This window comes from Vibrio sp. 10N.261.51.A4 (assembly GCF_041471945.1).
In the GTDB taxonomy this organism is placed as follows: domain Bacteria; phylum Pseudomonadota; class Gammaproteobacteria; order Enterobacterales; family Vibrionaceae; genus Vibrio; species Vibrio crassostreae_C.
This window is the reverse complement of the sequence record NZ_JBFRPJ010000064.1, coordinates 3968-28751: the sequence shown is the minus strand read 5'-3', so window position 1 is coordinate 28751 and position 24784 is coordinate 3968. Positions and strand designations below refer to the sequence as shown.

Genomic DNA, 24784 nt, shown 5'->3' with positions numbered 1-24784 from the left:
GAATAAAAGCGATTTATCGTTACGACAATAGACCCGATTAGGTCTAAAAAACGAGTTCATTCCATAATTCCGCTCTCATTTTAATGGAATAATACTCGTGAAAAACACTTTTGAGCTTATCGATAAGCCAACCTTTTTTGGTGCTATAGCACTCCTACTCACGATAGTTTTCCCGCTCATTTTGTTCCCTGCACAGGGCGCAGACTGGATTGCGGTTGCGAAAACATTCATGACTGATCAACTCGGATTCCTGTATCTTGCTCTAGGTCTCGCAGCCTGTGCATTTATGGTGTACGTAGTATTCAGTGATATGGGACAAATTAAACTGGGCGAAGCTGATGAAGAGCCTGAGTTTAAAACTGCATCATGGGCTGCCATGCTATTTTGTGGCGGTATCGGTGCAAGTATCTTGTATTGGGGCTGTATTGAGTGGGCTTACTACTACCAATCACCGCCTTTCCAACTAGAACCTGGCAGTGAAGAAGCAGTACGCTGGGCTGCGACCTACGGCCTATTCCACTGGGGACCAATCGCATGGTCTATCTACCTAATCCCGGCAATTCCTATCGCTTACTTCTTCTACGTACGTAAACAACCTGTTCTAAAGATTTCAAGCGCATTAATGCCTGTTCTTGGTGAACACCGTAGTAAAGGCGTACCAGGAAAGATCGTTGATATCCTATTCATTTTCGGTCTATTAGGCGGCGCTGCAACAACATTAGGTTTAGCCGCTCCTCTGATCACTGAAGGTCTAAATCATCTATTTGGTCTACCTAAAAATAACCTAACGCAAGTGATGGTGCTTTTAGTGTGTACTGCGATTTTTGCTTACTCATCTTATGCTGGATTGGAAAAAGGCATCAAGATCCTAAGTAACATCAACTTCTGGGGTGCGATGGGTCTACTGGCTTTCGTTCTGATCGCGGGTCCAACAATCTTCATGTTAGAAACAGGCTTAGACTCAATTGGTCGTCTACTGTCTAACTTCTTCGTGATGGCAACGTGGGCTGAACCATTTGGTGGTTACGGTACATTCGAAAACACTCACTTCCCACAAGACTGGACGATTTTCTACTGGGCATGGTGGCTAGTATTTGCACCGAGTATGGGTCTGTTTGTTGCGCGTATCTCTCGCGGCAGAACCATCAAACAAATGGTGTCAGGGTCGATCTTCTTTGGTTCTCTAGGTTGTTTCCTGTTCTTCATGATCTTAGGTAACTACGGCCTATCACTGCAGCTTTCTGGTGAGCTAGATGTCGTTGCCATTTTGAATGCGGAAGGCGCAACCAAAGCTATCTTCTCGATGCTTGCACAATTGCCAATGAGCACGCTGGTTATCGCTGTATTTACAATGCTGTGTATCATTTTCACGGCAACAACATTTGACTCTATCTCATACATCCTAGCGTCTGTTGTACAAAATAACGTGACCGAAGAGCCAATGCGCTGGAACCGTATGTTCTGGGCATTTACTCTGTCGTTCTTACCAACGATTCTAATGTTCTTAGGCGGTCTAAGTACGCTACAAACGGCGGCGATTGTTGGTGGCTTACCACTGCTTGCTATCTCTGTGATGCTGATGATTTCAGCGGTTCGTGCGACTAACCTCGACCTACGCCATCAAGATGCGTATATCGAGCCAACGATCAACATCGAAGAACTGCCAGACATGGACCCTTGGTCTGCTGAAGGTATGGCGTTGGCTCAGTTTGAGAAAGAAAGAGATGCAGCACAAGAAGCCGCAGAACTTGAGCGTGTTGCTTACACAGAACTTGCCGCAGTGAAGAAAGAAATTCGCGCTTATGTGTTAGAACAAGGTTCACAAATGGAAACTCACGAGTTACCAGAGAACCTACAACAAGCACTTGAGCAGGCCGAGAGTAATCTTAGTGCCGCACAAGCGAAAAAGATCGAGTTATCTGAGCAAGCTCAGAATGCTCGTATCACGTTCAATCAGGTGGTTGCAGACTTACCGCTTGCTTGACATTAGCCATGACACAGTCCATTGATTTGGACCCTCCTAAATACGACAAAGGCTCACAGAAATGTGAGCCTTTTTTTTATTCGGGTGATTGACTAGTCTTCGTTAACTAGCGGTTCGGGTGGTTCAAGATGTGATCTTCCCAATCGACAACATCGATTTCGTATACCACTTTGTTACGAACGCTTTCACCTGCTGCATGCATCTCTGTTTTTGATCCGGTGATCAACGGGTGCCATTCAGGAATCGGCTTAGATTCTGATAAAAGGCGGTAAGCACAAGTGTCTGGTAGCCAGTGAAACTCATCGATCTTGTCACGAGTCAGCTTCAAACACTCTTCACCTGAAGTGAAGCGGTTCGGGTAATCTTTACACGAACATGTTTTGTCGTTTAACCAGCTACACGCCACATTGGTGTAGTAAACTTCATCGCTATCTTCATCCATTAGTTTATGTAGGCAGCACTTACCACAACCGTCGCAAAGTGATTCCCACTCATTCTCGGTCATCTGTTCTAATGTCTTTTCTTGCCAAAATGGATTCGTCATAGGATTACTTCTTACTCTTTTACTGGGGTGCGTGTTATACCGCTAGCCCATAAAAAGTTCAAGGATAATAATTGTTCATTCTTTGATTCAATCAACAGCTGTCACTCTCATCATTTTTTGCTACTATCGCGCACCCTGTTATTTAGTGAGTTTAATTTGATGGAATGTCGCCTAGGTTGTGGAGCATGCTGTATCGCTCCAAGTATTACATCTGCTATTCCTGGAATGCCTAATGGTAAGCCTGCTGGGGTACGCTGCATCCAATTAAATGAGCAAGATCTCTGCAAATTATTTGGTCAACCTTCACGCCCGAAGGTATGTCACCAATTCAAAGCTTGCCCTGTCATTTGTGGTAAAACCGACCAAGAAGCCCTTGATAACCTGATCGAGTTAGAAGCTATTACCTAAGCGGTATTAGCCCTTTTCTATATCCCAGCAATTTCTTTTCCTACTCATACTTTGCTTTAGGTTATAGGTGCTTATGAGGCCTCAATAGTCTTTCAAACAATACTGACTACCTCGCTATGAGTAATAACCGTTTCAGGAAACTCTCGGCGAAATAAAGCCATCGATAAGACATCACAAATCAATGAGGCCTTTATTCTCGTACCCATAAACCAACCAATAACTTGCCTTGAATAAAGGTCAATAATGGCAACTAATTATAGCCAATATTTGTTTGTAGCTACGTCGGTGATATCTCCTGCCCATTTTTAAATTAGCAGTCGTTGCACTGAAGACCTGAGCGAGCAAGGCCGTAACTACGGGTATTCAGTTCAGGTCAAGAAGTGGACAATATCTTATAAACTTGAAGTACTATGTGTATATCATCAGGTAGCGTTTTTATTTACTTTGTTGTCAGCCAATATATTGGATAATATGGCAATAATACATTATGGAAGGAAAATGTGATGAGTAAAAAAATGACCATGGCGGAGATTTCAAGACAGCTTGGAATTTCAACAATGACCGTGTCACGTTACTTTAATGACGGTTATGTCTCGGCTGAAAATCGCCTTAAAATTGATGCTATCGTCAAAGAAAATCATTATACCCCTAATATATTTGCTCGTTCCATTCGTAGCCAATCTAATATTATTGGTTTCGTTGCTCCTCGCATTGAGTCATATACAACTAGTTTAGTAATTAAAGGGGCACTGGCGGCTGCCAATGAATCACAAGTACGAATGCTTTTTCATGCCTCAGGGTTTAACCATGAGTCAGAATGCCAAGCTGTGAGAGAGTTTAATGGCTTAAATGCATTGGGCACTATTATTATTGCTTCAAAGCACAGTGTCGAAGAGACGTTTTATCAAACCTTAGACAATGTGTTATTTATTGGTAAAAACACCCCCCACCATTGCTGTTTATATTACCCCGACCATGCTGCAATTAAAGCACTCGTTTCCCAAACCATCACTCAGTTAAAACAACAGCAGGCACCGCTGGCAGCCGTACATTATATTTATGATGAGCGTATGCTTTCCAGCCGTACTAAGTTGATGCAAGCCACCATTACTGACACCGTCCCTGAGTTGAATTTTTCACTACAAGCTCTAGCCAACTCGGAGGACAAAGCCGGCTACCAGGCAATTCAATTACAGCCTAATCATGTCTACTTTTGTGCCACCGATAATATTGCTATTCGTTTATATCGTCGCGCCAAAGAACAGCAACTCAAGATTGGTCATAACTTATGGATTGTAGGCATGGGTGACTATGACTACAGCGATTTGTTAGTCCCAAGCCTGACTACTGTCGCTTTTAACTACTATCAAGTGGGCTACCAAGCTGTCAAAAAATTGCTCAAGCGCGATTTCAGTTCCGTTGAAGGCACATTCGACATAAGAATGAGAGAAAGTTCACAGTTTCTCTGAAATTGTATTGAGTCCAAATAGGTTCCATTTAACACTATGTGTTAACGATAACACACATAGTATAACCGATGACACTCGCTAATAATCTACACTCAAAACCACTCGCGTGGTGGAAGAAAGCAACTGCCTACCAAATTTATCCCCGTAGTTTTTATGATACAAACCAGGACGGTATTGGTGACATCAATGGGATCATTGCTAAGCTAGATTATCTTGCTGATTTGGGCATTGATTTAATATGGATCTGCCCATTCTACGCATCACCGAATGATGATAACGGTTACGATATCAGTGACTATCAAGCGATTCATCCTGACTTTGGAACCCTTGAGGATGTGGATAAATTAATCACTGCTGCTCATGAACGTGGCATTCGCATTATTATGGATTTAGTGATAAACCACACTAGCGATGAGCATCCATGGTTCATCGAATCGCGAGATAACAAAGATAGCCCTAAGCGTGATTGGTATATTTGGCGTGATGGTTGTGAGCCTACAGCTGAAAAGCCGACTTGCGAACCAAATAACTGGGAAAGTATTTTTCATGGTAGTGCATGGGAATATGATGACAAAACTGCACAATATTATTTGCACCTATTTTCTAAAAAACAGCCAGATCTTAATTGGGAAAACCCTGAAGTTAAACAAGCACTATTTAAAATGATTCATTGGTGGTTGGAACGAGGTATTGATGGTTTCCGTGTCGATGCAATTAGCCATATTCAAAAACAAGCTGGTTTACCCTCTTTACCCAATCCAAAGGGTGAAAACTATGTCTCTTCATTCGATTATCATATGAATGTGGCAGGGATTGAAAAACATCTGTATGAGTTAAAAGAGCAGGCGTTTTCGCCTTTTGATATCGTGACCGTTGGTGAGGCCAATGGGGTGACGGCCGACAACGCATTGCCTTGGGTTGCTGAAGCGACCGAGCACGATCAAGGTGGTGTTTTTAACATGATTTTTCAGTTTGAACACATGAAGCTATGGTCGGAAGAACAAAGCAACGAGAATTTCGATCTCGTGGCGTTCAAACGCATTTTATCGCGTTGGCAAGATGCCTTAGAAGGTAAAGGCTGGAATGCGCTTTATTTAGAAAACCACGATCAAGCTCGTAGTATTGATACTTTTGCCGATCCTAACTCTAGGTATGCCAGTGCTACCGCGTTAGCGAGTTGTTATTTCTTGATGAAAGGGACTCCATTTATTTATCAGGGCCAAGAGATTGGTATGGTAAATCATCAGTTTACTTCTCTTGACGAATTTAACGATGTATCTGCGAGAAATTTAATTCAAAAGCTATCGCAACAAGGTCAGAGCGATGCCGATATCTTAGCCTTGTTAAATCAAGTATCCCGCGACCACAGTCGCTTGCCAATGCAATGGAATGACCAGGATTTTGCCGGTTTTTCTGAGGTGCAACCTTGGTTCTCGGTGAATCAACAGTATGCAGATATCAATGTTGAGCAACAACAGCAAGATCCAAATTCGATCTTAGGTTTCTATAAGCAGTTGATTGCTTTGCGTAAGTCACATGAAAGCTTAGTGGTTGGCCGTTATCAATTACTGCTAGCTAACGATCCTAATATCTATGTTTATCAACGTGTTGCTCAAGATATGACATGGACCATTATTACCAATTTAAGTCCACAAGAGAGCGTTGTTGATATCGACTGCACCCAATTAGGCGAGTTAATGCTTGATAATCAGAATATTAACAATGAACACGTTCGCTCAGATTTTATAACAACGCAAATAGCCCCCGCTTATGCCGCGTATATATTTGCAAGAAAGTACTAAATTATATTTATGGCTAGGCGCTGATAACGTTAGCCTGTATTTAAATCAAGGAACTATTTATGAGTAAGTTACTATCGTTTGATTTTTGGCAACGATTTGGGAAGTCCCTTATCGTTGTTATCGCGGTGATGCCTGCCGCTGGTATCATGATATCACTAGGTAAAGTGGTCGCAATGTATGCGGGTGGGTTTGGTGCCATTGAAACACTAGGCGCTATAATGGAAAACATAGGTTGGGGGATCATTGTTAACCTTCACCTATTATTTGCGGTCGCGATTGGTGGCTCGTGGGCAAAAGAGCGTGCAGGTGGCGCATTTGCCGCGCTAATTGCCTTCATCTTAATCAACCGTATCACTGGGGTTATATTGGGCGTGGATAACGCTATGCTCAGTGACCCAGAAGCGGTTGTGATGAGCCTATTTGGTTCTGAGTTACCTGTCTCTCAATTCTTCACGAATATTTTGGGTGCTCCTGCCCTAAATATGGGTGTGTTTATCGGTATTATGTCTGGCTATTTAGGTGCCAACTTATTTAACCGCTATCATGACTTCGCTCGCTTACCTCAGGCATTAGCATTTTTCAACGGTAAGCGTTTTGTACCTTTTGTTGTTATTTTCTATTCGCTGATTATTGCGTTTGGTTTATCTGTAATATGGCCTTTAATTCAAGGTGCGCTTAATGATTTTGGTCAATGGATTGCTACCTCTAAAGACACTGCGCCGATCACTGCTCCTTTCTTGTATGGTACGTTAGAGCGTTTATTACTGCCATTTGGTTTACACCACACTTTAACTATTCCAATGAATTACACCGAGTTGGGTGGTACTTATGAGCTTTTGACTGGGATGAATGCGGGCTCAAGTGTTTATGGTCAAGATCCATTATGGCTTGCTTGGGTCAGCGATTTAAATAATCTTAAATTAAGCGATCCGACAACTTACCAACACCTGTTAGATACGGTGCACCCAGCACGCTTTAAAGCAGGCCAAGTTATTATCGCAGCCTCTTCATTGATTGGTATTGGACTTGCGATGTATCAATGTGTTGATAGTGATAAGCGCGCACAATATAAGCCAATGTTCTTATCTGCCTGTCTTGCTGTGTTATTAACCGGTGTGACTGAGCCTATTGAATTCATGTTTATGTTTATCGCTCCCGTTTTGTATGTTGCACATGCTGTGTTAACAGGAGTTGCATTTGCGTTGGTCGATGTGATGGACCTACGTGTACATGCCTTTGGTTTGATTGAGTTACTCACTCGTATACCTATGATGGTTTCAGCGGGCATCGGTGGTGATCTGGTTCGCTTTGCATTAGTTTCTATTGTTTTCTTTGTGGTTAACTATGGATTGTTCCGCTTCCTAATCGTGAAATTGAAGTTACCAACACCGGGTCGTATGGGTAACTACCTGGATGAAAGCTCAGAATCGATGTCAGAAGATGAGAAGATGAACATTATTATTCAGAATTTAGGTGGCCGTGCCAATATTGCTGAGATTGATGCTTGTATGACTCGCTTGCGTATTACAGTTAATGATCCGAAGTTGGTTGCTGAATATGCGTCATGGAAGCCGACAGGGGCTCTTGGTGCTGTGATTAAAGAACAGGGTGTACAAGTTATTTATGGCCCTGGGGTGGATGTTATTAAATCTAAGTTAATAGAGAAATATTCAGCACAACCTGCGTAATTCTTTTTAGATCAAATAACCTCGAGAAACGCAGCCTTGCGCTGCGTTTTATCTCACTAGAATAAATAAGTGAATAATAATGAAGTTAATGACACTAAATACCCACAGTTGGCAAGAAGAAAAACAGCTAGAAAAGTTAGATGTGGTCGCGCAAGCCATTATCGAGCAAGGGTGCGATGTGGTTGCATTACAGGAAGTGAATCAACATCAAGATAGCCCGGCCGTTGATGCCAATATATTAACCAATCACACTGTGTTGGCGAATAACTATGGTTATTTATTACAGAAAAAACTCATGGAATACGGTCATCACTACCAACTTACGTGGGATTTCGTTCATCAAAGTTATGAAGTATATCAAGAGGGGCTCTCATTTTTAACGCGACTACCGATTGTCGAACATGAGGTCATTGATTTAAGTGATAGCTATGATGTGAGCTTTTGGAAACATCGGCGAGCAGTGCGTATTAAAGTGACCTCTCAACAGGGTGATTTTAATCTTTATAATTGTCATTGTGGCTGGTGGAATGACTCAGAGAACTCATTTGAGGATCAGTTCGACCGAATCAAGGCAACTTTACCAACAGAGTTGAGCTTTCTATTAGGCGATTTCAACAACCCAAGCCATATACGTAATGAAGGCTATGATTACGTATTACAACGCGGTTTGATGGATTGTTATGAAGTTGCTGAAATCAAAGGTGATGGAACCACTGTCATTAAAAACATTGATGGTTGGGAGCAAAATAGCCAAGCGCTACGCATTGATTTAGTACTTAGTAATCAGCCTGTAGTGGTAAAGCAGCATAAGGTGATTTTTAATCACGATTTTTATCCGGTTGTATCAGATCACTTTGGGGTGTTGGTAGAAGTAGAACTTACTTAATTTTTATCAACTCATCGTAGTTTAAATAAAAAGAATACTGACACAAATACGGCTAATTATCAGGTCACTCTTACTTGCTAAAACAGCGATAGAATACGACTGACCTTAACGATCTTTAGTGCGAGTTCGAAGTGATTACATAAGATTCTCTGTTCTTTCTTTCAACTATATACACAAGATTTCACACTTCTGCGAAATCTAAACTATCTTGTTGATACTGGTACAGATTAATAAGGATCGTTATGAATAGGTATATTGCAGAAATGTTCGGTACATTTTGGTTGGTGTTAGGGGGTTGTGGTAGTGCCGTCTTGGCCGCTGCTTTTCCCGATGTAGGTATCGGCTTACTCGGGGTTTCCCTCGCGTTTGGTTTAACCGTACTCACCATGGCTTTTGCTATTGGCCATATATCCGGCTGTCATCTCAACCCTGCTGTTACAATAGGTCTTTGGAGCGGTGGTCGCTTTGATGCCAAAGACGTCGCACCTTATATTATTGCCCAGGTCATTGGCGGTATTATCGCGGGTGGTGTGTTATTCGTGATTGCTTCAGGCCAAGCAGGCTTTGACGCTGCGGTATCTGGCTTTGCTTCAAATGGTTACGGTGAACACTCACCGGGCGGCTATTCACTTACCGCTGCACTGGTCTGTGAAGTGGTCATGACCATGGTATTCCTATTCGTGATCATGGGCGCAACTGATTCAAAAGCGCCTGCTGGGTTTGCACCCATTGCGATTGGTCTCTGTTTGACCTTGATTCACCTTATCAGTATTCCTGTAACCAACACCTCTGTGAACCCTGCTCGAAGTACCGGCGTGGCTGTATTTGTCGGTGATTGGGCCGTTTCGCAATTGTGGCTATTCTGGGTTGCACCGATTATTGGTGCCGTGATTGGCGCGATGATATACAAAGCGGTGAGAGGTTCAGATTAAGCGCTGAAAAACGTCTAAAGCAATAAAAGAAAAAGCCGCTTAGTGATGCTTCACCAAGCGGCTTTTTTAGATCTTATGACGACCGAGTAAGGAGTGCGAAAGCGTGGTGCCATCCACCAGCTCTAGCTCACCACCAACGGGAACACCATGAGCGATACGGCTAGCGTTCACTTCATGGGCATTACATAGCTCAGCAATGTAGTGCGCTGTCGCTTCCCCTTCAACTGTTGGGTTAGTCGCTAGGATTACTTCAGAGATATCACCACGACGCAGGCGGTAGTCCAAAACATCGAGACCGATGTCACTTGGACCAATACCATCAAGTGGTGAAAGGTGGCCCATCAATACAAAGTAACGGCCTGAATATTGGCCAGTCGCTTCTATTGCTGCAATGTCTGCAGGGCTTTCTACTACACAGATTTGACCATTTTCCTGACGTTTAGGATTGGTACAAATGTGGCAAGTATCTTCTTCAGTAAAAGTACGGCACTCATTACAGTGACCAATTTCGGTCATTGCTTGGCTAAGAGCTTCAGCCAATTGTAGGCCGCCTTTTCTATCGCGCTGTAACAAATGAAAGGCCATACGCTGCGCCGACTTGGGGCCAACCCCAGGTAGACAACGTAAGGCCTCCATCAAATGCTCCAGCATATGACTGGTACGCATATTTAACCGTTCTAATGTTCAAGTAATAGCCTGTTCAACACAAACCACCACCTGAATTAACCTTTAAGAATAAGTTACTTAGAAAGGCATCTTCATACCTGGTGGAAGTTGCATTCCGCCAGTTACGCTAGCCATTTTCTCTTTTTGAGTTTCTTCAACGCGACGAGCCGCATCGTTGAAAGCAGCAGCGATAAGATCTTCAAGCATCTCTTTATCGTCTTCCATTAGGCTTTCATCGATATCAACACGGCGAACGCTGTGGCTACCAGTGATCGTTACTTTTACAAGGCCAGCACCTGACTCACCTGTAACTTCCATATTTGCGATTTCTTCTTGAAGCTTTTGCATGCGCTCTTGCATTTGCTGGGCTTGCTTCATCATGTTGCCCATACCGCCTTTACCAAACATGTTAATACTCTCTGGTCTAATTGGTTTATTAAAATTAATTAAGCTATACGAGCTTAAATGGGGGTTAAAACAGTGTGATTCAACCCCTCGATGTTCAGTTCTCAGATTTGCTTATCTGGGATGATATGCCGGTCACTAAACAAGAAAACGTTCTAGATAGGACGAACGCTGTCTCTGTCGAGTTCAGCGGCAAAACGTCTTTCAATGAACTGTACGTTGGCATCGTTTTCTAAAGCGGTAAACGCGTCTTTCAACTTACCTTGGTACAACCTTTCTCGTAATTCTAGCGGCGTTTCTCCACCATCACCGATTTCAACACTCAAATGACACTCTTCTCCAAGCACAGTATTGAGAGACTGCAATAATTCACTCTGTGCACGGTCCGTATTCAAGTGAGCTTGGCTCGCTCTTAACGTTAAAGTGATTGATGTGTCGTTTTTAGCAAACACTGAGTTCAATGCTAACTGTTCAACAAGCTTGGCTGTCTCTAGCTTTTGAATCGTGGCGGACCATTCATCTTGAGCAATCGACTCTTGAAGCAATTTGTCGACCATTTCTGGTGTCTTAATATGCTCTAACGCACGCTTGATCTGAGTAGGTGTAAGCTCTTTGCTCACCTCTTTCACTACAGGTTTAGACGGTTTCCAGCGATAAGGTTCATTATCGTTGGTCACATTTTCTGTCGAAGAGGCTGATAAAGAAGCTGGCGACACCCGCTCAGAACCACCGTGTTGCTGAGCAACTCGATCAAGTACTGAAGTTTTAGCTGGTGTCGCTTTAGCCTTTTTTGGCGCCGAGCCTTTGTTTTCTGTTGCCGCGCTGCCTCTACGTTGAGAACGTAATTGGTGGCGTAAACCACTCACAGGCGAAGTTGCACGCGCCGGCTGCTCTTGCGGAGCAGAAGGTGCAACGCTTGGCTGTTGAACCGGGCTCTGGTTTTGATAATTCGTTTGTTGCTGCTGAGGCTGATCTGCACCGTAGCTTGGACGCTCATCATAAGCAGGAGGCGCGTCATACTGGCTATGCGGGTAATCCTGTTCTGGATAACCTTGGTTACCTGAATGATCAGCGTAACCTTGCGAATCTGAATACTGTGCTGGATTCTGCTGCGGAGCCTGTTGCACCGGTTGCTGCTGCATAGCTTGCTGTTGAGGCGCCTGTTGTTGCATCTGAGGCTGTCTCGGAGCTGCCATTGGCGCAGGTTGACTCACTGACTGAGCAACGTTCTGAGCTTGAGCTGCTGGAACTGGCGCTGGGCTTGCCGACTGAGTCGAGATTGCAGTAGCAACCGCTTGTTCAGCAGGTCTAAAGGCCAACATGCGTAAAACTACCATCTCAATACCAACACGAGCAGTTGGCGATAACGGTAAGTCTTCACGACCTTTCAATACGATCTGGTAGTAAAGCTGAATGTCTTGAGGGCTTAGTGCCTTACTCAACAGTTCAAGCTTCTCAGCGTCAGGCTGTGCCTTATCTAGTGTAGATGGCAAAGCTTGGAACATCGCAAGACGATGCAGTTGAGTCGCAAGCTGATTCAGCAAACCGTCCCACTCAACACCGTTCTCAGCAAGGCTTTGGATACACGCCATCGCTTGTTGCGGCTGCTTACTGCTAATCGCTTCAAGCAAGTGGATAGCTTGGTCGGTATCCAGTGTCCCAAGCATATGAGCAACAGTATCTGTTACGACATTGCCGTTACCTAATGCGATAGCTTGGTCTGTAAGGCTTAGTGCATCACGCATACTGCCATCAGCAGCATGAGCAATCATTCCAAGCGCACGAGACTCAGACGTCACATCTTCTTGTTCAAGAATATGATCGAGCTGCTCGTGAATATTATCAACGCTGATCGGCTTAAGGTGGAACTGCAAACAACGCGACAAGATAGTCACTGGAAGCTTCTGTGGATCCGTTGTTGCGAGCAAGAATTTCACATACTCAGGCGGCTCTTCTAAGGTCTTTAGAAGCGCATTAAAGCTGTGCCTAGAAAGCATGTGGACTTCATCGATTAGGTAAACCTTGAAGCGACCACGTGCAGGCTTGTACTGAACATTGTCCAGAAGCTCGCGGGTATCTTCTACCTTAGTACGTGATGCCGCATCAATCTCAAGTAGGTCAACAAAGCGACCTTCATCGATTTCTTTACAGGTTGCACATTCACCACAAGGTGTTGAGGTAATGCCTGTTTCACAGTTGAGCCCTTTAGCAAACAAACGGCCGATGGTCGTTTTACCGACACCTCGTGTACCGCTGAACAGGTATGCATGGTGCAACCTGTTCTGGCTAAGGGCATTCTCTAATGCTGTTAAAACATGGGCTTGACCAACCACTTCTTTGAATTTGGTTGGTCGCCATTTTCGCGCTAACGCAAGATAGCTCATGAATAATTCCGAAAAGGATTAGTGACCGTCGAATTCGCAGATGCTAAACACTTCTAGACCTAAGCCTTGTAAGCGCTTGTCACCACCGATTTCTGGAAGGTTAATAACAAATGCAGCGTGTTCTACCACACCACCAAGCTGACGAATCAACTTTGTTGTTGCTTCAATCGTACCGCCCGTTGCTAGCAAATCATCAACCATCAACACTTTATCGCCTTCAACGATAGCATCAGTATGGATTTCTAGAGTGTCGGTGCCGTACTCAAGCTCATAAGATTGTGCCACAGTTTGACGAGGCAGCTTGCCCGGCTTACGAACAGGAATGAAGCCAACACCTAGCTCAAGTGCCAAAGGCGCACCAAATAGGAAACCACGAGCTTCAGTACCAACGATCTTAGTAAAGCCCATGTCCTTGTATGTTTCCGCTAGCAGGTCGATAGTCGCTTTGTAAGCTACTGGATCTTCCATCAAGCTTGTTACGTCACGGAACAAAATACCCGCTTTAGGGTAATCAGGAATGCTTTTGATGCTTGCTTTGATCAGAGAGATTTTTTCTGTGTTCATAATCTTATGCACTTCATTAGGCCGCTTTCCAAACTCTCGTTAACGAATCAAACATCAACGCTCGGAATTAAGGAAAGGTACGATTGGTATTCATTGCAACGAGAGTCATAACTCTGATTGCTGAAATAATAAACGCCCGCTATACAAGCAGGCACACTGGCTTAATGGTAGTGATTTTCTTTGCTGTCAGCAACCAACTCATGGGTTGGAAGTCGCATAAACCATGTGAGAAGAATAACAAGTACACAAATTAGGAAAGCCTTGACCCAAATGATAGGGGCAAAGTAGATGGATAACGCAAAACTCAACAAGATAAAGAATACGCCACGCGTTTTAACTTGTTTGGTGACGGCACCGTGTTGATACCAATTGTTCAGCAAAGGACCCAGCGTTTTGTGCTCATGCATCCATTTATGAACTTTCGGATTGCTTCGCATGAAGCATGCGCTGGCAAGAAGGAGAAAAGGAGTGGTTGGCAGAACGGGCAAAACTATCCCTAGAACTGCGAGAAATATACAAAGGCCACCAGCAATATTGAGGCTTAAAACTCGAACGCTAATTGTGGCCTCCTTGAGTTAGCTATCACCAATCGGCGACGACAGCTTAACTAGAATGTTGCGTAACCATTGAATACGCGGATCAACGTAAGTGTTGCTGGTAGCAATGGAATCATTAAAAATGCGGCTAAAAATCCTAAAAAGTAGAATACATTAAACGGGTCTTGAAAGTCTTTGTTATCTGCCATGATTGCTTCTTGTTTTTGTTAGTGAAGGTAAGTATCCGGCGAACCAAACCCGCTTTGCTAAATCGACATTTAACAAAAAAGGCATAGCCACACCATTTGCGCAACTATACCTTAATCAATTATTCACAAAAACCGAGGAAATATAGGGTTAATCAGTAGACCCTTGGTGTATGTCTAAACTAAAACTTGCCGCTCCAAGTAGGCTCAACGACAGTTGGCAGCCCTGTTCGATCGGAAGGTCCCGCGTAATAAAGTTCTTCTTGCAGTTCTCACCCAAGCGCTCACCTGCTGCAATATATTGATTCAATTCACCATTCGACCATTGCCCGTCTAGACCCGCAGGCAAAATGGAGATGGTTCCCTCGGCAAGGTCAGCAACACCAAACAAGGCATTCACTGGGGTGGAGCATTTAGAGCAACGAATCCCCTTCTCTAAGATTTCAGCAATATCTTTGAGATCAACATTAAAATCTTTTCTGTTTCTTATGTAATCGTGGAACAGCGCTCTCACTAACAATGTTGTCGCGGAGCCGCCATTATCAGACGACGATGAGTCGACGAGGTAAAAAGCAAACTGCCCGTTCATCATCCACGCATAGTCAAACACAAGTGGCATCATCTCTGTTGATTGCAGTAACCGGTAACTGCAACGCCATGAGCCTTGTCGCGTATCTTTCTCTGGAAGCAGCGCATGCAGTAAGTCTTTTGCTGCGCTTGGGTTATCTTGAAGGTAATTCAGGTGCCAATGCAGTTCTTGGTCTTCAGGGATCTCTCCCCCATCATCCACACAGAACCATTGGCTCGAAAAATCTCGTTGGTCTGAAATGTTATCGAACGAATCTGTCAATGTATTCGCAATCGCACTTCCTAGGTGACGGTGATCCTCTAACGGCTTCGCCAAGAAGTCTTTAATACCAAATCGCAAGGCTTTCGCCACGTCAGACATATCATCAGTGCCAGACACAACGATCATAGGCAGTGACGGGTACTCTAAACTGATCTCTTCCACAAGCTCTATGCCATCAAGTATTGGCATTGATAAGTCACACACAATTAAATCTGGCGCTGAGTCTCTAAGTTTCTGCAAAGCGTCCAGTCCATTTTCAGCCTCAACCACTTTATAACCCACCTTGTCTAGGTACGCGCTGGTTATACGGCGAAAAATAGGATCATCATCAACCAACATCACGCATTTTTGGTTAATTACTTCCTGAGCCGAGGTCATTACTGGCTGACTGTGAGTTTTGTACATAATCTATAACCTCACAAAACTAAGTCGAATTATTATTGTTATCTGTTCTAAGAACTAATATAAAACTTAGTAATAAAATGCTAAATACACAAATTTGCACTCTTTGCTGGTAATTCGTGACGAGGGTTGGAATACTTGTAAATAGTGCAACGAGTTGACGTAACGCAAACATTGATCTCACTGTTACGTATAAATTAGATGAGATTGTAAACAAATGTGTCTGGATTTATGAAATTAGATGATTTAAACCTCTTTCGACTCGTCGTTGAAAATGGGAGCTACACCGCAACATCGCGCAAGACTATGATTCCGGTTGCGACCATCACACGACGCATCCAAGCCTTAGAAGATTCTTTGAACCTTAGGCTTCTCAATAGACACGCGCGTAAACTTTCTTTAACAGAGGCAGGCGAACGTTTCTTCAATGAATGCTCTCCGCTATTGCAACGTCTCTCTTCTACTGCAGAAGAGTTAACTGACGTGTGCAAAGGCGCTTCCGGTAAGATTCGTATTACGGCACCCTCAAACCTGACCAAGCGCATGATGATGCCAATGTTCAGTGAATTCATGACTCAATACCCTGATATCAATATTGAGCTGATGATGAACAACCAAGCGGATCAGCTGGATCCAACGGAGTGGGACGTAATTTTCCGTGTCGGCCCGCAGCGTGATTCAAGCCTAATCGCTCGAAAAATCAGTGAAGTCAAAGATATTCTTATCGCGAGCCCTGAATACTTAGCGAAGAACCCAGCTCCAAGCCATGCTGAAGAGCTAGCGAACCATTCGCTACTCAAAGGCTACCCGCTAATTAAGTGGCAGCTGAGTAATTCGAATGAAGAGACGGTGGTAAATAGCGAGAAAGGCCGTTTCAACGCTAACGCGCTTAATGTCGTGAGACAAGCGTGCTCAGAAGGCCTAGGTATCACCCTAATGCCTGACGTGATGATTCGTGAATACATTGAAGATGGCAGCTTAGTGCAAGTCTTAGAAGACTGGAGCGCTAACCCTCGTGATATCTACATGCTTTATAACCACAAAGATCATCTACCAGAGAAAGTGAGATTGTTTATTGATTTTGTGATCGCGTACCACATTCATTAAGGTCAATCCCCTTCTCTATAAACAAAAAAACCAGAGCCGAAGCTCTGGTTTTTTATTTTCTGTATCGCTAGCAATACGGAATCATTGCTAGGAAAAACTCTTTATCACTAACGAAACGCTAATTAAGCGCCTTCGTTGTGTAACTCTAAGTTCGCAAGATCTTGTTGAATCTCACGTTGAACCTTTGAGTCGTCATTACGCAAAGAGTCTAGGAAATCTAGGTACACTTGGTCGATATCGCCCGTTACATACTCGCCGTTAAATACAGAAGTATCAAAACGAGAGATGTCTTGATTGCCCATGCCCACTGCAGAAATCAGATCTGGTAGCGTTTGGAAAATCAAGGCGTCTGCGCCAATCTGCTTACAAATCGTTTCGTTATCACGACCATGAGCAATCAACTCTGTCGCGCTCGGCATATCAATGCCGTAAACGTTAGGGAAGCGAACCTCTGGAGCAGCTGAAACCATGAAGACCTTATTTGCGCCAGAATCACGAGCCATCTCAATGATCTGCTCTGATGTTGTGCCGCGAACGATAGAATCGTCAACCAGAAGAACGTTCTTACCTTTAAACTCAGAGCGAATTGCGTTGAGCTTACGGCGAACCGACTTCTTACGTTGTTGCTGACCTGGCATGATGAATGTGCGGCCAACATAGCGGTTTTTCACGAAACCTTGACGGTATGGCTTATTGATCGCTTGAGCGATTCGTAGCGCAATATCGTTTGATGTTTCAGGGATTGGAATAACTACATCAATGTCTAAGTCTGCGTACTCTTCTTTAATACGCATACCAAGCATCTCACCCATCTCAACGCGTGCGCTGTAAACCGAGATTTTGTCGATGAATGAATCTGGGCGTGCAAAGTATACAAACTCAAAGATACATGGGTTTAGTTGTGGGTTGTCTGCACATTGCTTAGTGAAAAGCTCACCGTCAAACGTTGCGTAGATAGCTTCACCTGGTGCTACGTCGCGCATGAAGTCGAAACCAACAGCATCGAGTGCTACCGATTCAGACGCAACCATGTACTCTGTTTTACCTTGAACTTCACGCTTACCAAGACACAATGGACGAATACCATGTGGGTCACGGAATGCGATCATACCGTGGCCGATGATCATCGCCGTTACGGCGTAAGCACCACGAATTGTACGATGCACATTTGCCACAGCGCGGAAAACGTCATCTGAAGTTACGTTACCTTTAACAGTATCGATCTCATGAGCTAATACGTTCAGTAGAACTTCAGAGTCAGAGGTTGTGTTTACATGACGACGGTCTTTTTCGAACAACTTCTCACGAACTTCGTTTGCGTTCGTCAGGTTACCGTTGTGCGCCAACGTAATGCCAAAAGGAGAGTTTACGTAGAAAGGCTGAGCTTCAGACGCACTTGAACTACCCGCAGTAGGATAACGAACATGGCCAATACCAACTTCACCTTGTAGGCGCTGCATGTGTTTTGCTTCAAAAACATCTTTTACTAAACCGTTCGCCTTACGCAGACGGAAACGATTGCTTTCTATGGTACAAATACCAGCGGCATCTTGGCCACGATGCTGCAATACCGTTAAAGCGTCATAAATAGACTGGTTTACAGGTGTTGAACCCACGATTCCAACAATACCACACATGTCCTAATCCTCGATTTTTCGACATTAACTGGCGCTAGAGCGCGCCAGATAAGAAACTAGATGTTGCTTGTAAATGCTCGAAGAACGGCGCAATGATTCGACTAAATTCTGGAACCAATTGCGAATTCTTCCACCACTCAGAACTTGGGAATGCAGTAAACGCATCCATGAAAAACAACACTGCAGAAACAATCAAAACACCACGTAAGCCACCAAAGACGACACCGAGGATTCTGTCTGTACCTGACAGGCCTGTTTTCTGAACTAGTTGACCGATGACATAGTTAACTAAGGCACCCACAACTAACGTTGCAACAAACAATGCTGCTATCGCAGTTCCGTTTCGAAACATCTCATCTTCGATATTGGTGAAGTACATCGCTAATTTAGCGTAGTACTGGCTAGCAATAAAAAATGCTCCAAACCAAATAACGAGTGACAAGGCTTCTTTAGCGAAACCACGAACTAAACTGATCACGGCAGAGAAGCCGATCACGCCTAAAATGACAAAATCTAACCAATTCATGAATTCTTCATCTTAAGTTGGCGCGCATTTTAACAGAAAAAATGCTGACGCAAACGTTTTCTTATGGATTTAACGGTTTAAATTTGAGCAACTGGCCTTTTGAACCCGTAATTTTTTCTAATTCCTTAATTTGTCGCTCAAGTTTGGATTTAGAGACATCCGGGCCAATAATTACTCGCGTAAAAGTTTTTTCTTGCTTGGTGTGAGCCTGATAACCGCGCTTTTGCAGATCCTTAACAACGTTTTTTGCGTTGTCAGCATTCTTCAAAGCCATCAATTGAATAATCCAAGCACTGTCTTGGTATTCATTTTTTTCAGGTACCGGCTTAACCACAACTGCCACTTTGTCTGCTTCTTTATCATTAGAAGAAGACGCGGTTTGCGTGTTTGAATTATCAGTACGACCACTTTCAACCACTTGCTCAACCGGAGAATCCGGTAGCGCTATCTGATCTTCAACGGGATCGAGTACTTCAAACACTTCAACATTACTATCAAGCTCAGGCTTAATTGGAATGCTTGCAAACTCTTCTTTGTAGTGGAGCTTCTTACCATCTAGTACATCGGGCAATACAATCACGCCAATGGCCACTAAAATGATGGTGCCGACTAACCGGCTTTGGAATTTACTTGCCATTTAGTTTCCTTTTTTCTGCCAATGCTCCAACACTTCACCCACTGTATGGAAAGAACCGACAACCAACACAACATCGTCACCTTTAACAGAAGCTAAAGCCGCTTCAAACGCTACAACAGGGTTTGAATACCGCTCTACACCTTCAGGTAAGCTTTGACACAATTCAGCGGCTGTTGCGGCTCGTGGGCCGTTCAGCGAAGCTGGGTACCAATGTGTTGTTATTGGAGCTAATACTTCCAATGTCGCGGGGATATCTTTGTCATGAAGCATGGCGACTACAACGTGTAAATTTTTGCCTGCATACTTCTTCGCGACTTGCTGCGCAAAGTACTCAGCAGAATGCGGGTTGTGTGCTACATCAAGCACAATCACCGGTTGTTCGCTAATTTGCTGCATACGCCCAGGAAGCTGCGCATTCTTCATGCCGTTAACCACGTTCACGTCGCTAATACTAAGCTCTGATGTGCCCAATGCCATCAACGCTGTTGCAGCGTTAGGTAACGGCAGGCTTGGAATAGGTAGCGATTCTAGTTGGAATGCACCACTGCGCCAGTTCCACGTATCACCGTCAACATCATAAGTGTATTGAATACCGACTTGGTAGAACTCAGCCTTAATGTCATCAGCGTGCGCTGCAACCGTAGCCGGTGGCTTGGGTTGACCACAGATAGCGGGTTTACCGCTACGATAAATGCCCGCTTTCTCAAAACCAATCACATTGATGTCATCACCTAGCCAGTCAACATGGTCGACAGCCAAACTAGTAATCACAGAAACATCATGCTCAACGATATTGGTCGCGTCTAAACGCCCGCCTAAACCCACTTCTAAAAGCACAACATCAACCGCTTCAGTTTGAAATGCACGTAACGCCGCTAAAGTGCCATATTCGAAAAAACTCAGGCTGATTTCGCCACGCTCTTTCTCAATGAAATCGAAAGACTGAACCATCTTTTCATCAGATAGATCTTGGCCGTTGATACGAACACGTTCGTTATAGCGAATTAAGTGAGGAGAGCTGTAGACACCAACTGAGTAACCAGCGTCCAATAGAATCGCTTCCATCAGTGCACATGTTGAGCCTTTGCCATTGGTTCCGGCAACAGTAATAACATGTTGAGCAGGCTTGGTGAGGTTTGCCTTAGAGGCGACGGCCTGAACTCGGTCTAATCCAAGATCAATAGCGCTTGTGTGGATGTTTGATAAATAATCAAGCCACATCTCCAAAGAGGATGTGGCTTGAGGAATAGGTTGTTGACTCATCTAACTCATAACCATAATTAAGTTGGTTTGTTAGAAGGTACTTTACCCTTTTTCTGGCGCTTCTGGTACTTCATAAGTAGCTTCATTCGGTGAATCGTTCACAGAAACTACTAATGGTGAAGGCTGGTTGGTCATTTTAGCAACAAGGCTTGCAACGCGCTGACGCATCTCACGACGGTCAACAATCATGTCGATAGCACCGTGGTCTAGTAGGAACTCACTGCGTTGGAAACCTTCAGGAAGGTCTTCACGTACCGTTTGTTCGATTACACGACGTCCAGCAAAACCGATCAGTGCTTTTGGTTCACCAATATTGATATCGCCAAGCATTGCCAAACTTGCAGAAACACCACCCATTGTTGGATCAGTCATAACTGAAACAAACGGTAGGCCTTTCGCAGATAAACGCTCAAGCGCAGCACTGGTTTTCGCCATTTGCATTAGAGACATCAATGCCTCTTGCATACGAGCACCACCACTTGCAGAGAAACACACTAAACCACAGTTGTTCTCGATAGCAGCATCTACCGCTTTCACGAAACGAGCACCAACAACAGAACCCATTGAGCCGCCCATGAATGAGAATTCAAAAGCACACGCTACGATAGGTAAACCCAATAGTTCGCCTTTCATTGCAACTAATGCGTCTGTTTCACCACTGTTCTTTTGAGCAGCAGAGATACGTTCTTTGTAACGCTTAGAGTCTTTAAACTTCAGCTTGTCTTGTGGCTCAAGATCAGCACCTAGTTCAACACGCTCACCTTTGTCTAGGAATGTATCCAGACGACGACGTGCTTTCATGCGCATGTGATGGTCACATTTTGGACATACTTCTAGGTTACGCTCTAGTTCAGCATGGTACAGAACCTGCTCACAAGAAGTACATTTCGTCCAAACACCCTCAGGGATAGACGCTTTACGAGATGTTACGATGTTGCTTTTTTCTAAAATCTTTTCAAGCCAACTCATGGAAGACCTTTTTGTTTCGATTCTTCCGCTTGATTGCGAAAGAAATAAATTTGGGAATTATGCGTGGGAATTAAAGCACATAAAACAGCGACTGTAGATAAAAAACTGGTTGTACCTATTTTCTGGGACTATCTTACGCACTAAACCGTAATAATTTTTGAACCTAAGTCTCACATTTAGTTCAAATTATCCGGTAAAAATAGAGGACCAATTGGCTCTCGTGGTAGCTCAAAATGTTCAGGATAATCAACATCCACCAGATACAAACCTTCCGCTTTTGCAGTTGCGCCGGCTACTTTTCGATCTTTAGCTTCTAAAAGCCACTGGATCCACTCTGGTTTCTGCTCACCTTTACCTACGGCAATAAGGCTACCCGTAATATTCCTCACCATGTGGTGAACAAACGCATTCGCTTTAATATCGATCACAATGTAGTGTCCATGACGAGTCACGTTCAAGTGAATCATGTTTCTCCATGGGCTACGAGATTGACAGTGTGTTGCCCTGAACGAAGTGAAGTCATTCTCACCAAGTAAGTACTGACCCGCTTCATGCATTTTTTTCTCATCAAGATGACCATGATAATGGCTCACACCTGAATTCAAAATGCCTGGGCGTAGTGCATGGTTAAAGATAATGTAGCGATAACGGCGGGCAGTAGCCGAGAAACGAGCATGGAAATCCTCATTCACTTCTGTCGCCCAACGAACCGCAATATCTTTTGGCATGTTGGCATTCGCGCCCATTGTCCATGCCACCATTTTACGATCGACATTAGTTTCAAAGTGAACGACTTGTCCCGTACCGTGAACACCGGCATCTGTACGACCTGCGCACATAACTTCTACAGGGTGATTCGCGACAACTGAAAGAGCCTTTTCCAATTCTTCTTGGACACTTTTCACGTCTCGTTGGCGCTGCCAACCAAAGTAGTGGGTACCGTTATATTCAATACCTAAAGCAATTTTCATGTTCTTGTTCTCTTTGAAAATGGGCGAGAAGTATATACGGAAATCAGTGCTAGCCCAAATAGGATGGGGCTAAAACTTCAATAAACAATCAGCATCGACCGAGATGATGCTGTTGAAAAACCAAATGAAACGATAGCGCTCTGTATCGCCTTAAAATAAAGGGTAGCCAACGCTACCCTTTCTGATTTGTAAATTTATCGACCGTTTAACGTATCGATAAGATTTTTTGCCTCTCGACGAATATCATCGCTGCCGTCAACGATTGCCTCTTCTAGAAGCTTAATTGCCCCTTGCGAGTCACTCATCTCGATGTAGATTTTGGCCAAATCAAGCTTACCCGCAGCTTCTGCATTGCTGTCGACATCATAATTGCCAATATCACCGATAACATCAGGGAATTCGTTAAGACCCACATCCAGTTTAAGCTCTTCATCGTCTGGATTAATGACTTCTTCACCTTCTTGCTCGACTTGAGCCATTAGCTCATCAATCGTCATGTACTGCTTATCACGACTGTTGCCTGATTCGGTTAGATTGTCTTGTTCAGCCCAATTCTCTTCTTTGATTTTCGGTTCAGCTTGCTGTTCAGCCGATGCCCAAATCTCTTGTTGGTCATCAGGCACATCATTATGCATGCTCGATTGTTGTTCTGGCGCTAGGTTAAAGCCTTTCCAGTCTTCGCCGCCGACTTCAAGCATGGCGTCAATATCTAACCCTGCGCTATCAATCGAAGTTGCGTCCAATGGCTTATCGAACATGTTGTCGACAGAGTCTTGAACATCTTCAGAAAGCAACTCAGCTAATGCTGTCTCATCAAAGTCATCAAAGCCTTCTAGTGGCTCGTCTTGAACCGCTGCAGGCGTTGAGTTTGGCTCTGAAGCCGCGCTCAGTGATTGTTCTGGCTGTGCAAAACCAGCCGGTTCAGAGTCTTCAGCACTCGAGAAATCATCAGCCTGACTATAGCTCTGCGGATTTGAGAACAGATCATGCAACGCATCTTGCTCTTCGCCTTGTGGGCTGAAAGAAGTCAGTGGTGTTGGCTTCTCAGCAAACGCATCAGAGATGGCTTCATCTTCACCATATTCCGGTAAATCAAACTCATCGAACTCTACGCCTTGGGCTTCCGCCACCGGCTCGGCATTGCTTTGCTCAATATCATCTAAAACAGAGTCTGCTTTTGCGCTTTCTTCATCGTACTCCGGAAGATCAAGGTCATCGAACTCGAACTTCTCTGTGTCAGGCGCTAAGTCTTGCTCTAACTGTGCTTCATCTGGTTCACTCACCACTTCCGCTAACGCATCGTCTTCACCAAACTCTGGTAGTTCGAAGTCATCAAGCGAGAATTCTTCTTCGCTTTCTGGTTTCGCAGTTTCAACTTGTGGTGCAGCATCTAACTGAGGCTCAGCGGTAGGTTGCGATTCAACACTTGATTGAGAGTCTATAGCAGGCGTTGCTGGCTCTGTTGTTGATTCAGCATCAGCTTCCGCTAGTGCGTCTTCTTCACTAAACTCTGGTAAGTCGAAATCATCAAACGAAAACTCTTCGTCGTCTTGCGCCTGAGCTATAACTTGGGCTTCAGTTTGAGGCTCAACACTTGGTTGAGCATCAATAGCTGGCGTTACTGGTTCTGGTGTTGATTCAGCATCAGCTTCCGCTAGTGCATCTTCTTCATTAAACTCTGGCAATTCGAAGTCATCAAACGAGAATTCTTCTTCGCCTTCTTGTCCTAGAACTTCAGCTTGTTCTGCTACTTCCGCTTGTGGTGTAGCTTCAACTTTCGGTTCAGCGACAGGTGTCACTAGCTCTGGTGTTACGTCAGTTTCCGCTAATGCTTCTGGTTCAGACGCCTCATCTTCAATCAGCCAATCATCGTCTTCTGGCACACCAAATTCATTTGGAATGATCTCTGGCATGTTTGCAGCACGAACTGGCTCTGGCTCTGGCTCTG

At 44.2% G+C, this 24784-nt stretch carries 23 protein-coding genes and 1 pseudogene; 8 read left to right on the top strand and 16 right to left on the bottom strand.

Going from position 1 to position 24784, the window contains the following annotated elements; genetic code table 11:
* Positions 1 to 97 precede the first annotated feature (97 nt).
* Positions 98 to 1984, top strand: coding sequence for a BCCT family transporter (locus AB4384_RS14345; RefSeq protein ID WP_017063436.1), 1887 nt, complete (start codon positions 98 to 100; stop codon positions 1982 to 1984).
* A 106-nt stretch (positions 1985 to 2090) separates the two neighbouring features.
* Here the strand turns inward: AB4384_RS14345 and AB4384_RS14340 are convergent, their stop codons facing one another.
* Positions 2091 to 2528: a YcgN family cysteine cluster protein gene (locus AB4384_RS14340; RefSeq protein WP_017059388.1), complete on the bottom strand. Its 438-nt coding sequence runs from the start codon at positions 2526 to 2528 to the stop codon at positions 2091 to 2093.
* A 159-nt stretch (positions 2529 to 2687) separates the two neighbouring features.
* Between AB4384_RS14340 and AB4384_RS14335 the strand changes: the two genes are divergently transcribed.
* A complete protein-coding gene (locus AB4384_RS14335; protein WP_017059389.1) occupies positions 2688 to 2936 on the top strand; it encodes a YkgJ family cysteine cluster protein in 249 nt (82 codons plus the stop codon).
* 21 nt (positions 2937 to 2957) lie between these two features.
* On the opposite strand, the pseudogene AB4384_RS14330 reads toward AB4384_RS14335, so the two are convergent.
* A pseudogene (locus tag AB4384_RS14330) lies at positions 2958 to 3299 on the bottom strand (DDE-type integrase/transposase/recombinase); the annotation flags it as partial.
* Between the two features lie 140 nt (positions 3300 to 3439).
* On the opposite strand from AB4384_RS14330, the gene AB4384_RS14325 reads away from it, so the two are divergent.
* The 5 genes from AB4384_RS14325 (at position 3440) to aqpZ (ending at position 9713) form a co-directional block, all read left to right on the top strand.
* Entirely contained in the window at positions 3440 to 4405 is a 966-nt protein-coding gene (locus AB4384_RS14325; protein WP_017070321.1) for a LacI family DNA-binding transcriptional regulator, read from the top strand.
* A gap of 68 nt (positions 4406 to 4473) precedes the next feature.
* Positions 4474 to 6207: an alpha-glucosidase gene (locus tag AB4384_RS14320; protein WP_372129710.1), complete on the top strand. Its 1734-nt coding sequence runs from the start codon at positions 4474 to 4476 to the stop codon at positions 6205 to 6207.
* A 59-nt stretch (positions 6208 to 6266) separates the two neighbouring features.
* Entirely contained in the window at positions 6267 to 7895 is a 1629-nt protein-coding gene (locus AB4384_RS14315; protein WP_372129709.1) for a PTS transporter subunit IIBC, read from the top strand.
* A 79-nt stretch (positions 7896 to 7974) separates the two neighbouring features.
* Entirely contained in the window at positions 7975 to 8781 is an 807-nt protein-coding gene (locus AB4384_RS14310) for an endonuclease/exonuclease/phosphatase family protein (RefSeq protein WP_372129708.1), read from the top strand.
* Between the two features lie 242 nt (positions 8782 to 9023).
* The gene (aqpZ, locus tag AB4384_RS14305; RefSeq protein WP_372129707.1) at positions 9024 to 9713 is read left to right on the top strand and encodes an aquaporin Z; all 690 of its coding nucleotides are present in this window, start codon (positions 9024 to 9026) and stop codon (positions 9711 to 9713) included.
* A gap of 66 nt (positions 9714 to 9779) precedes the next feature.
* On the opposite strand, the gene recR is transcribed toward aqpZ, so the two are convergent.
* From recR to AB4384_RS14270, 7 genes are all read right to left on the bottom strand, one after another.
* Positions 9780 to 10379, bottom strand: coding sequence for a recombination mediator RecR (gene recR / locus AB4384_RS14300; protein ID WP_019823189.1), 600 nt, complete (start codon positions 10377 to 10379; stop codon positions 9780 to 9782).
* A 78-nt stretch (positions 10380 to 10457) separates the two neighbouring features.
* Positions 10458 to 10787: a YbaB/EbfC family nucleoid-associated protein gene (locus tag AB4384_RS14295; RefSeq protein WP_017062338.1), complete on the bottom strand. Its 330-nt coding sequence runs from the start codon at positions 10785 to 10787 to the stop codon at positions 10458 to 10460.
* 152 nt (positions 10788 to 10939) lie between these two features.
* On the bottom strand, positions 10940 to 13168 hold the full coding sequence (gene dnaX, locus AB4384_RS14290; protein WP_102320048.1) for a DNA polymerase III subunit gamma/tau: 2229 nt from the start codon (positions 13166 to 13168) through the stop codon (positions 10940 to 10942).
* Between the two features lie 18 nt (positions 13169 to 13186).
* Positions 13187 to 13732, bottom strand: a complete 546-nt coding sequence (gene apt, locus AB4384_RS14285; RefSeq protein WP_017062340.1) for an adenine phosphoribosyltransferase — start codon at positions 13730 to 13732, stop codon at positions 13187 to 13189.
* A 161-nt stretch (positions 13733 to 13893) separates the two neighbouring features.
* Positions 13894 to 14265 (bottom strand): YbaN family protein, encoded by a 372-nt coding sequence (locus AB4384_RS14280; RefSeq protein ID WP_029225617.1) that lies wholly within the window; start codon positions 14263 to 14265, stop codon positions 13894 to 13896.
* 74 nt (positions 14266 to 14339) lie between these two features.
* Complete coding sequence (locus tag AB4384_RS14275; RefSeq protein ID WP_017067606.1) at positions 14340 to 14477, bottom strand: hypothetical protein; 138 nt, start codon at positions 14475 to 14477, stop codon at positions 14340 to 14342.
* A gap of 148 nt (positions 14478 to 14625) precedes the next feature.
* Entirely contained in the window at positions 14626 to 15729 is a 1104-nt protein-coding gene (locus AB4384_RS14270) for a response regulator (RefSeq protein ID WP_102320049.1), read from the bottom strand.
* Between the two features lie 228 nt (positions 15730 to 15957).
* Between AB4384_RS14270 and AB4384_RS14265 the strand changes: the two genes are divergently transcribed.
* On the top strand, positions 15958 to 16833 hold the full coding sequence (locus AB4384_RS14265; RefSeq protein ID WP_017067604.1) for a LysR family transcriptional regulator: 876 nt from the start codon (positions 15958 to 15960) through the stop codon (positions 16831 to 16833).
* A 122-nt stretch (positions 16834 to 16955) separates the two neighbouring features.
* Here AB4384_RS14265 and purF read toward each other — a convergent pair whose 3' ends face one another.
* From purF to AB4384_RS14230, 7 genes are all read right to left on the bottom strand, one after another.
* Complete coding sequence (purF, locus tag AB4384_RS14260) at positions 16956 to 18470, bottom strand: amidophosphoribosyltransferase (RefSeq protein WP_017062345.1); 1515 nt, start codon at positions 18468 to 18470, stop codon at positions 16956 to 16958.
* A gap of 34 nt (positions 18471 to 18504) precedes the next feature.
* The gene (locus AB4384_RS14255) at positions 18505 to 18996 is read right to left on the bottom strand and encodes a CvpA family protein (protein WP_009848678.1); all 492 of its coding nucleotides are present in this window, start codon (positions 18994 to 18996) and stop codon (positions 18505 to 18507) included.
* A gap of 61 nt (positions 18997 to 19057) precedes the next feature.
* Positions 19058 to 19633 (bottom strand): SPOR domain-containing protein, encoded by a 576-nt coding sequence (locus tag AB4384_RS14250; protein WP_017063432.1) that lies wholly within the window; start codon positions 19631 to 19633, stop codon positions 19058 to 19060.
* Complete coding sequence (gene folC / locus AB4384_RS14245; protein ID WP_017062347.1) at positions 19634 to 20896, bottom strand: bifunctional tetrahydrofolate synthase/dihydrofolate synthase; 1263 nt, start codon at positions 20894 to 20896, stop codon at positions 19634 to 19636. It lies immediately after the preceding gene.
* Positions 20897 to 20938: 42 nt separating this feature from the next.
* Positions 20939 to 21865: an acetyl-CoA carboxylase, carboxyltransferase subunit beta gene (accD, locus tag AB4384_RS14240; protein ID WP_017062348.1), complete on the bottom strand. Its 927-nt coding sequence runs from the start codon at positions 21863 to 21865 to the stop codon at positions 20939 to 20941.
* Between the two features lie 176 nt (positions 21866 to 22041).
* Positions 22042 to 22836, bottom strand: a complete 795-nt coding sequence (truA, locus tag AB4384_RS14235) for a tRNA pseudouridine(38-40) synthase TruA (protein WP_004734161.1) — start codon at positions 22834 to 22836, stop codon at positions 22042 to 22044.
* 194 nt (positions 22837 to 23030) lie between these two features.
* Positions 23031 to 24784: FimV/HubP family polar landmark protein (locus tag AB4384_RS14230; RefSeq protein WP_372129706.1), on the bottom strand; the 1754-nt coding region annotated here is incomplete at its 5' end.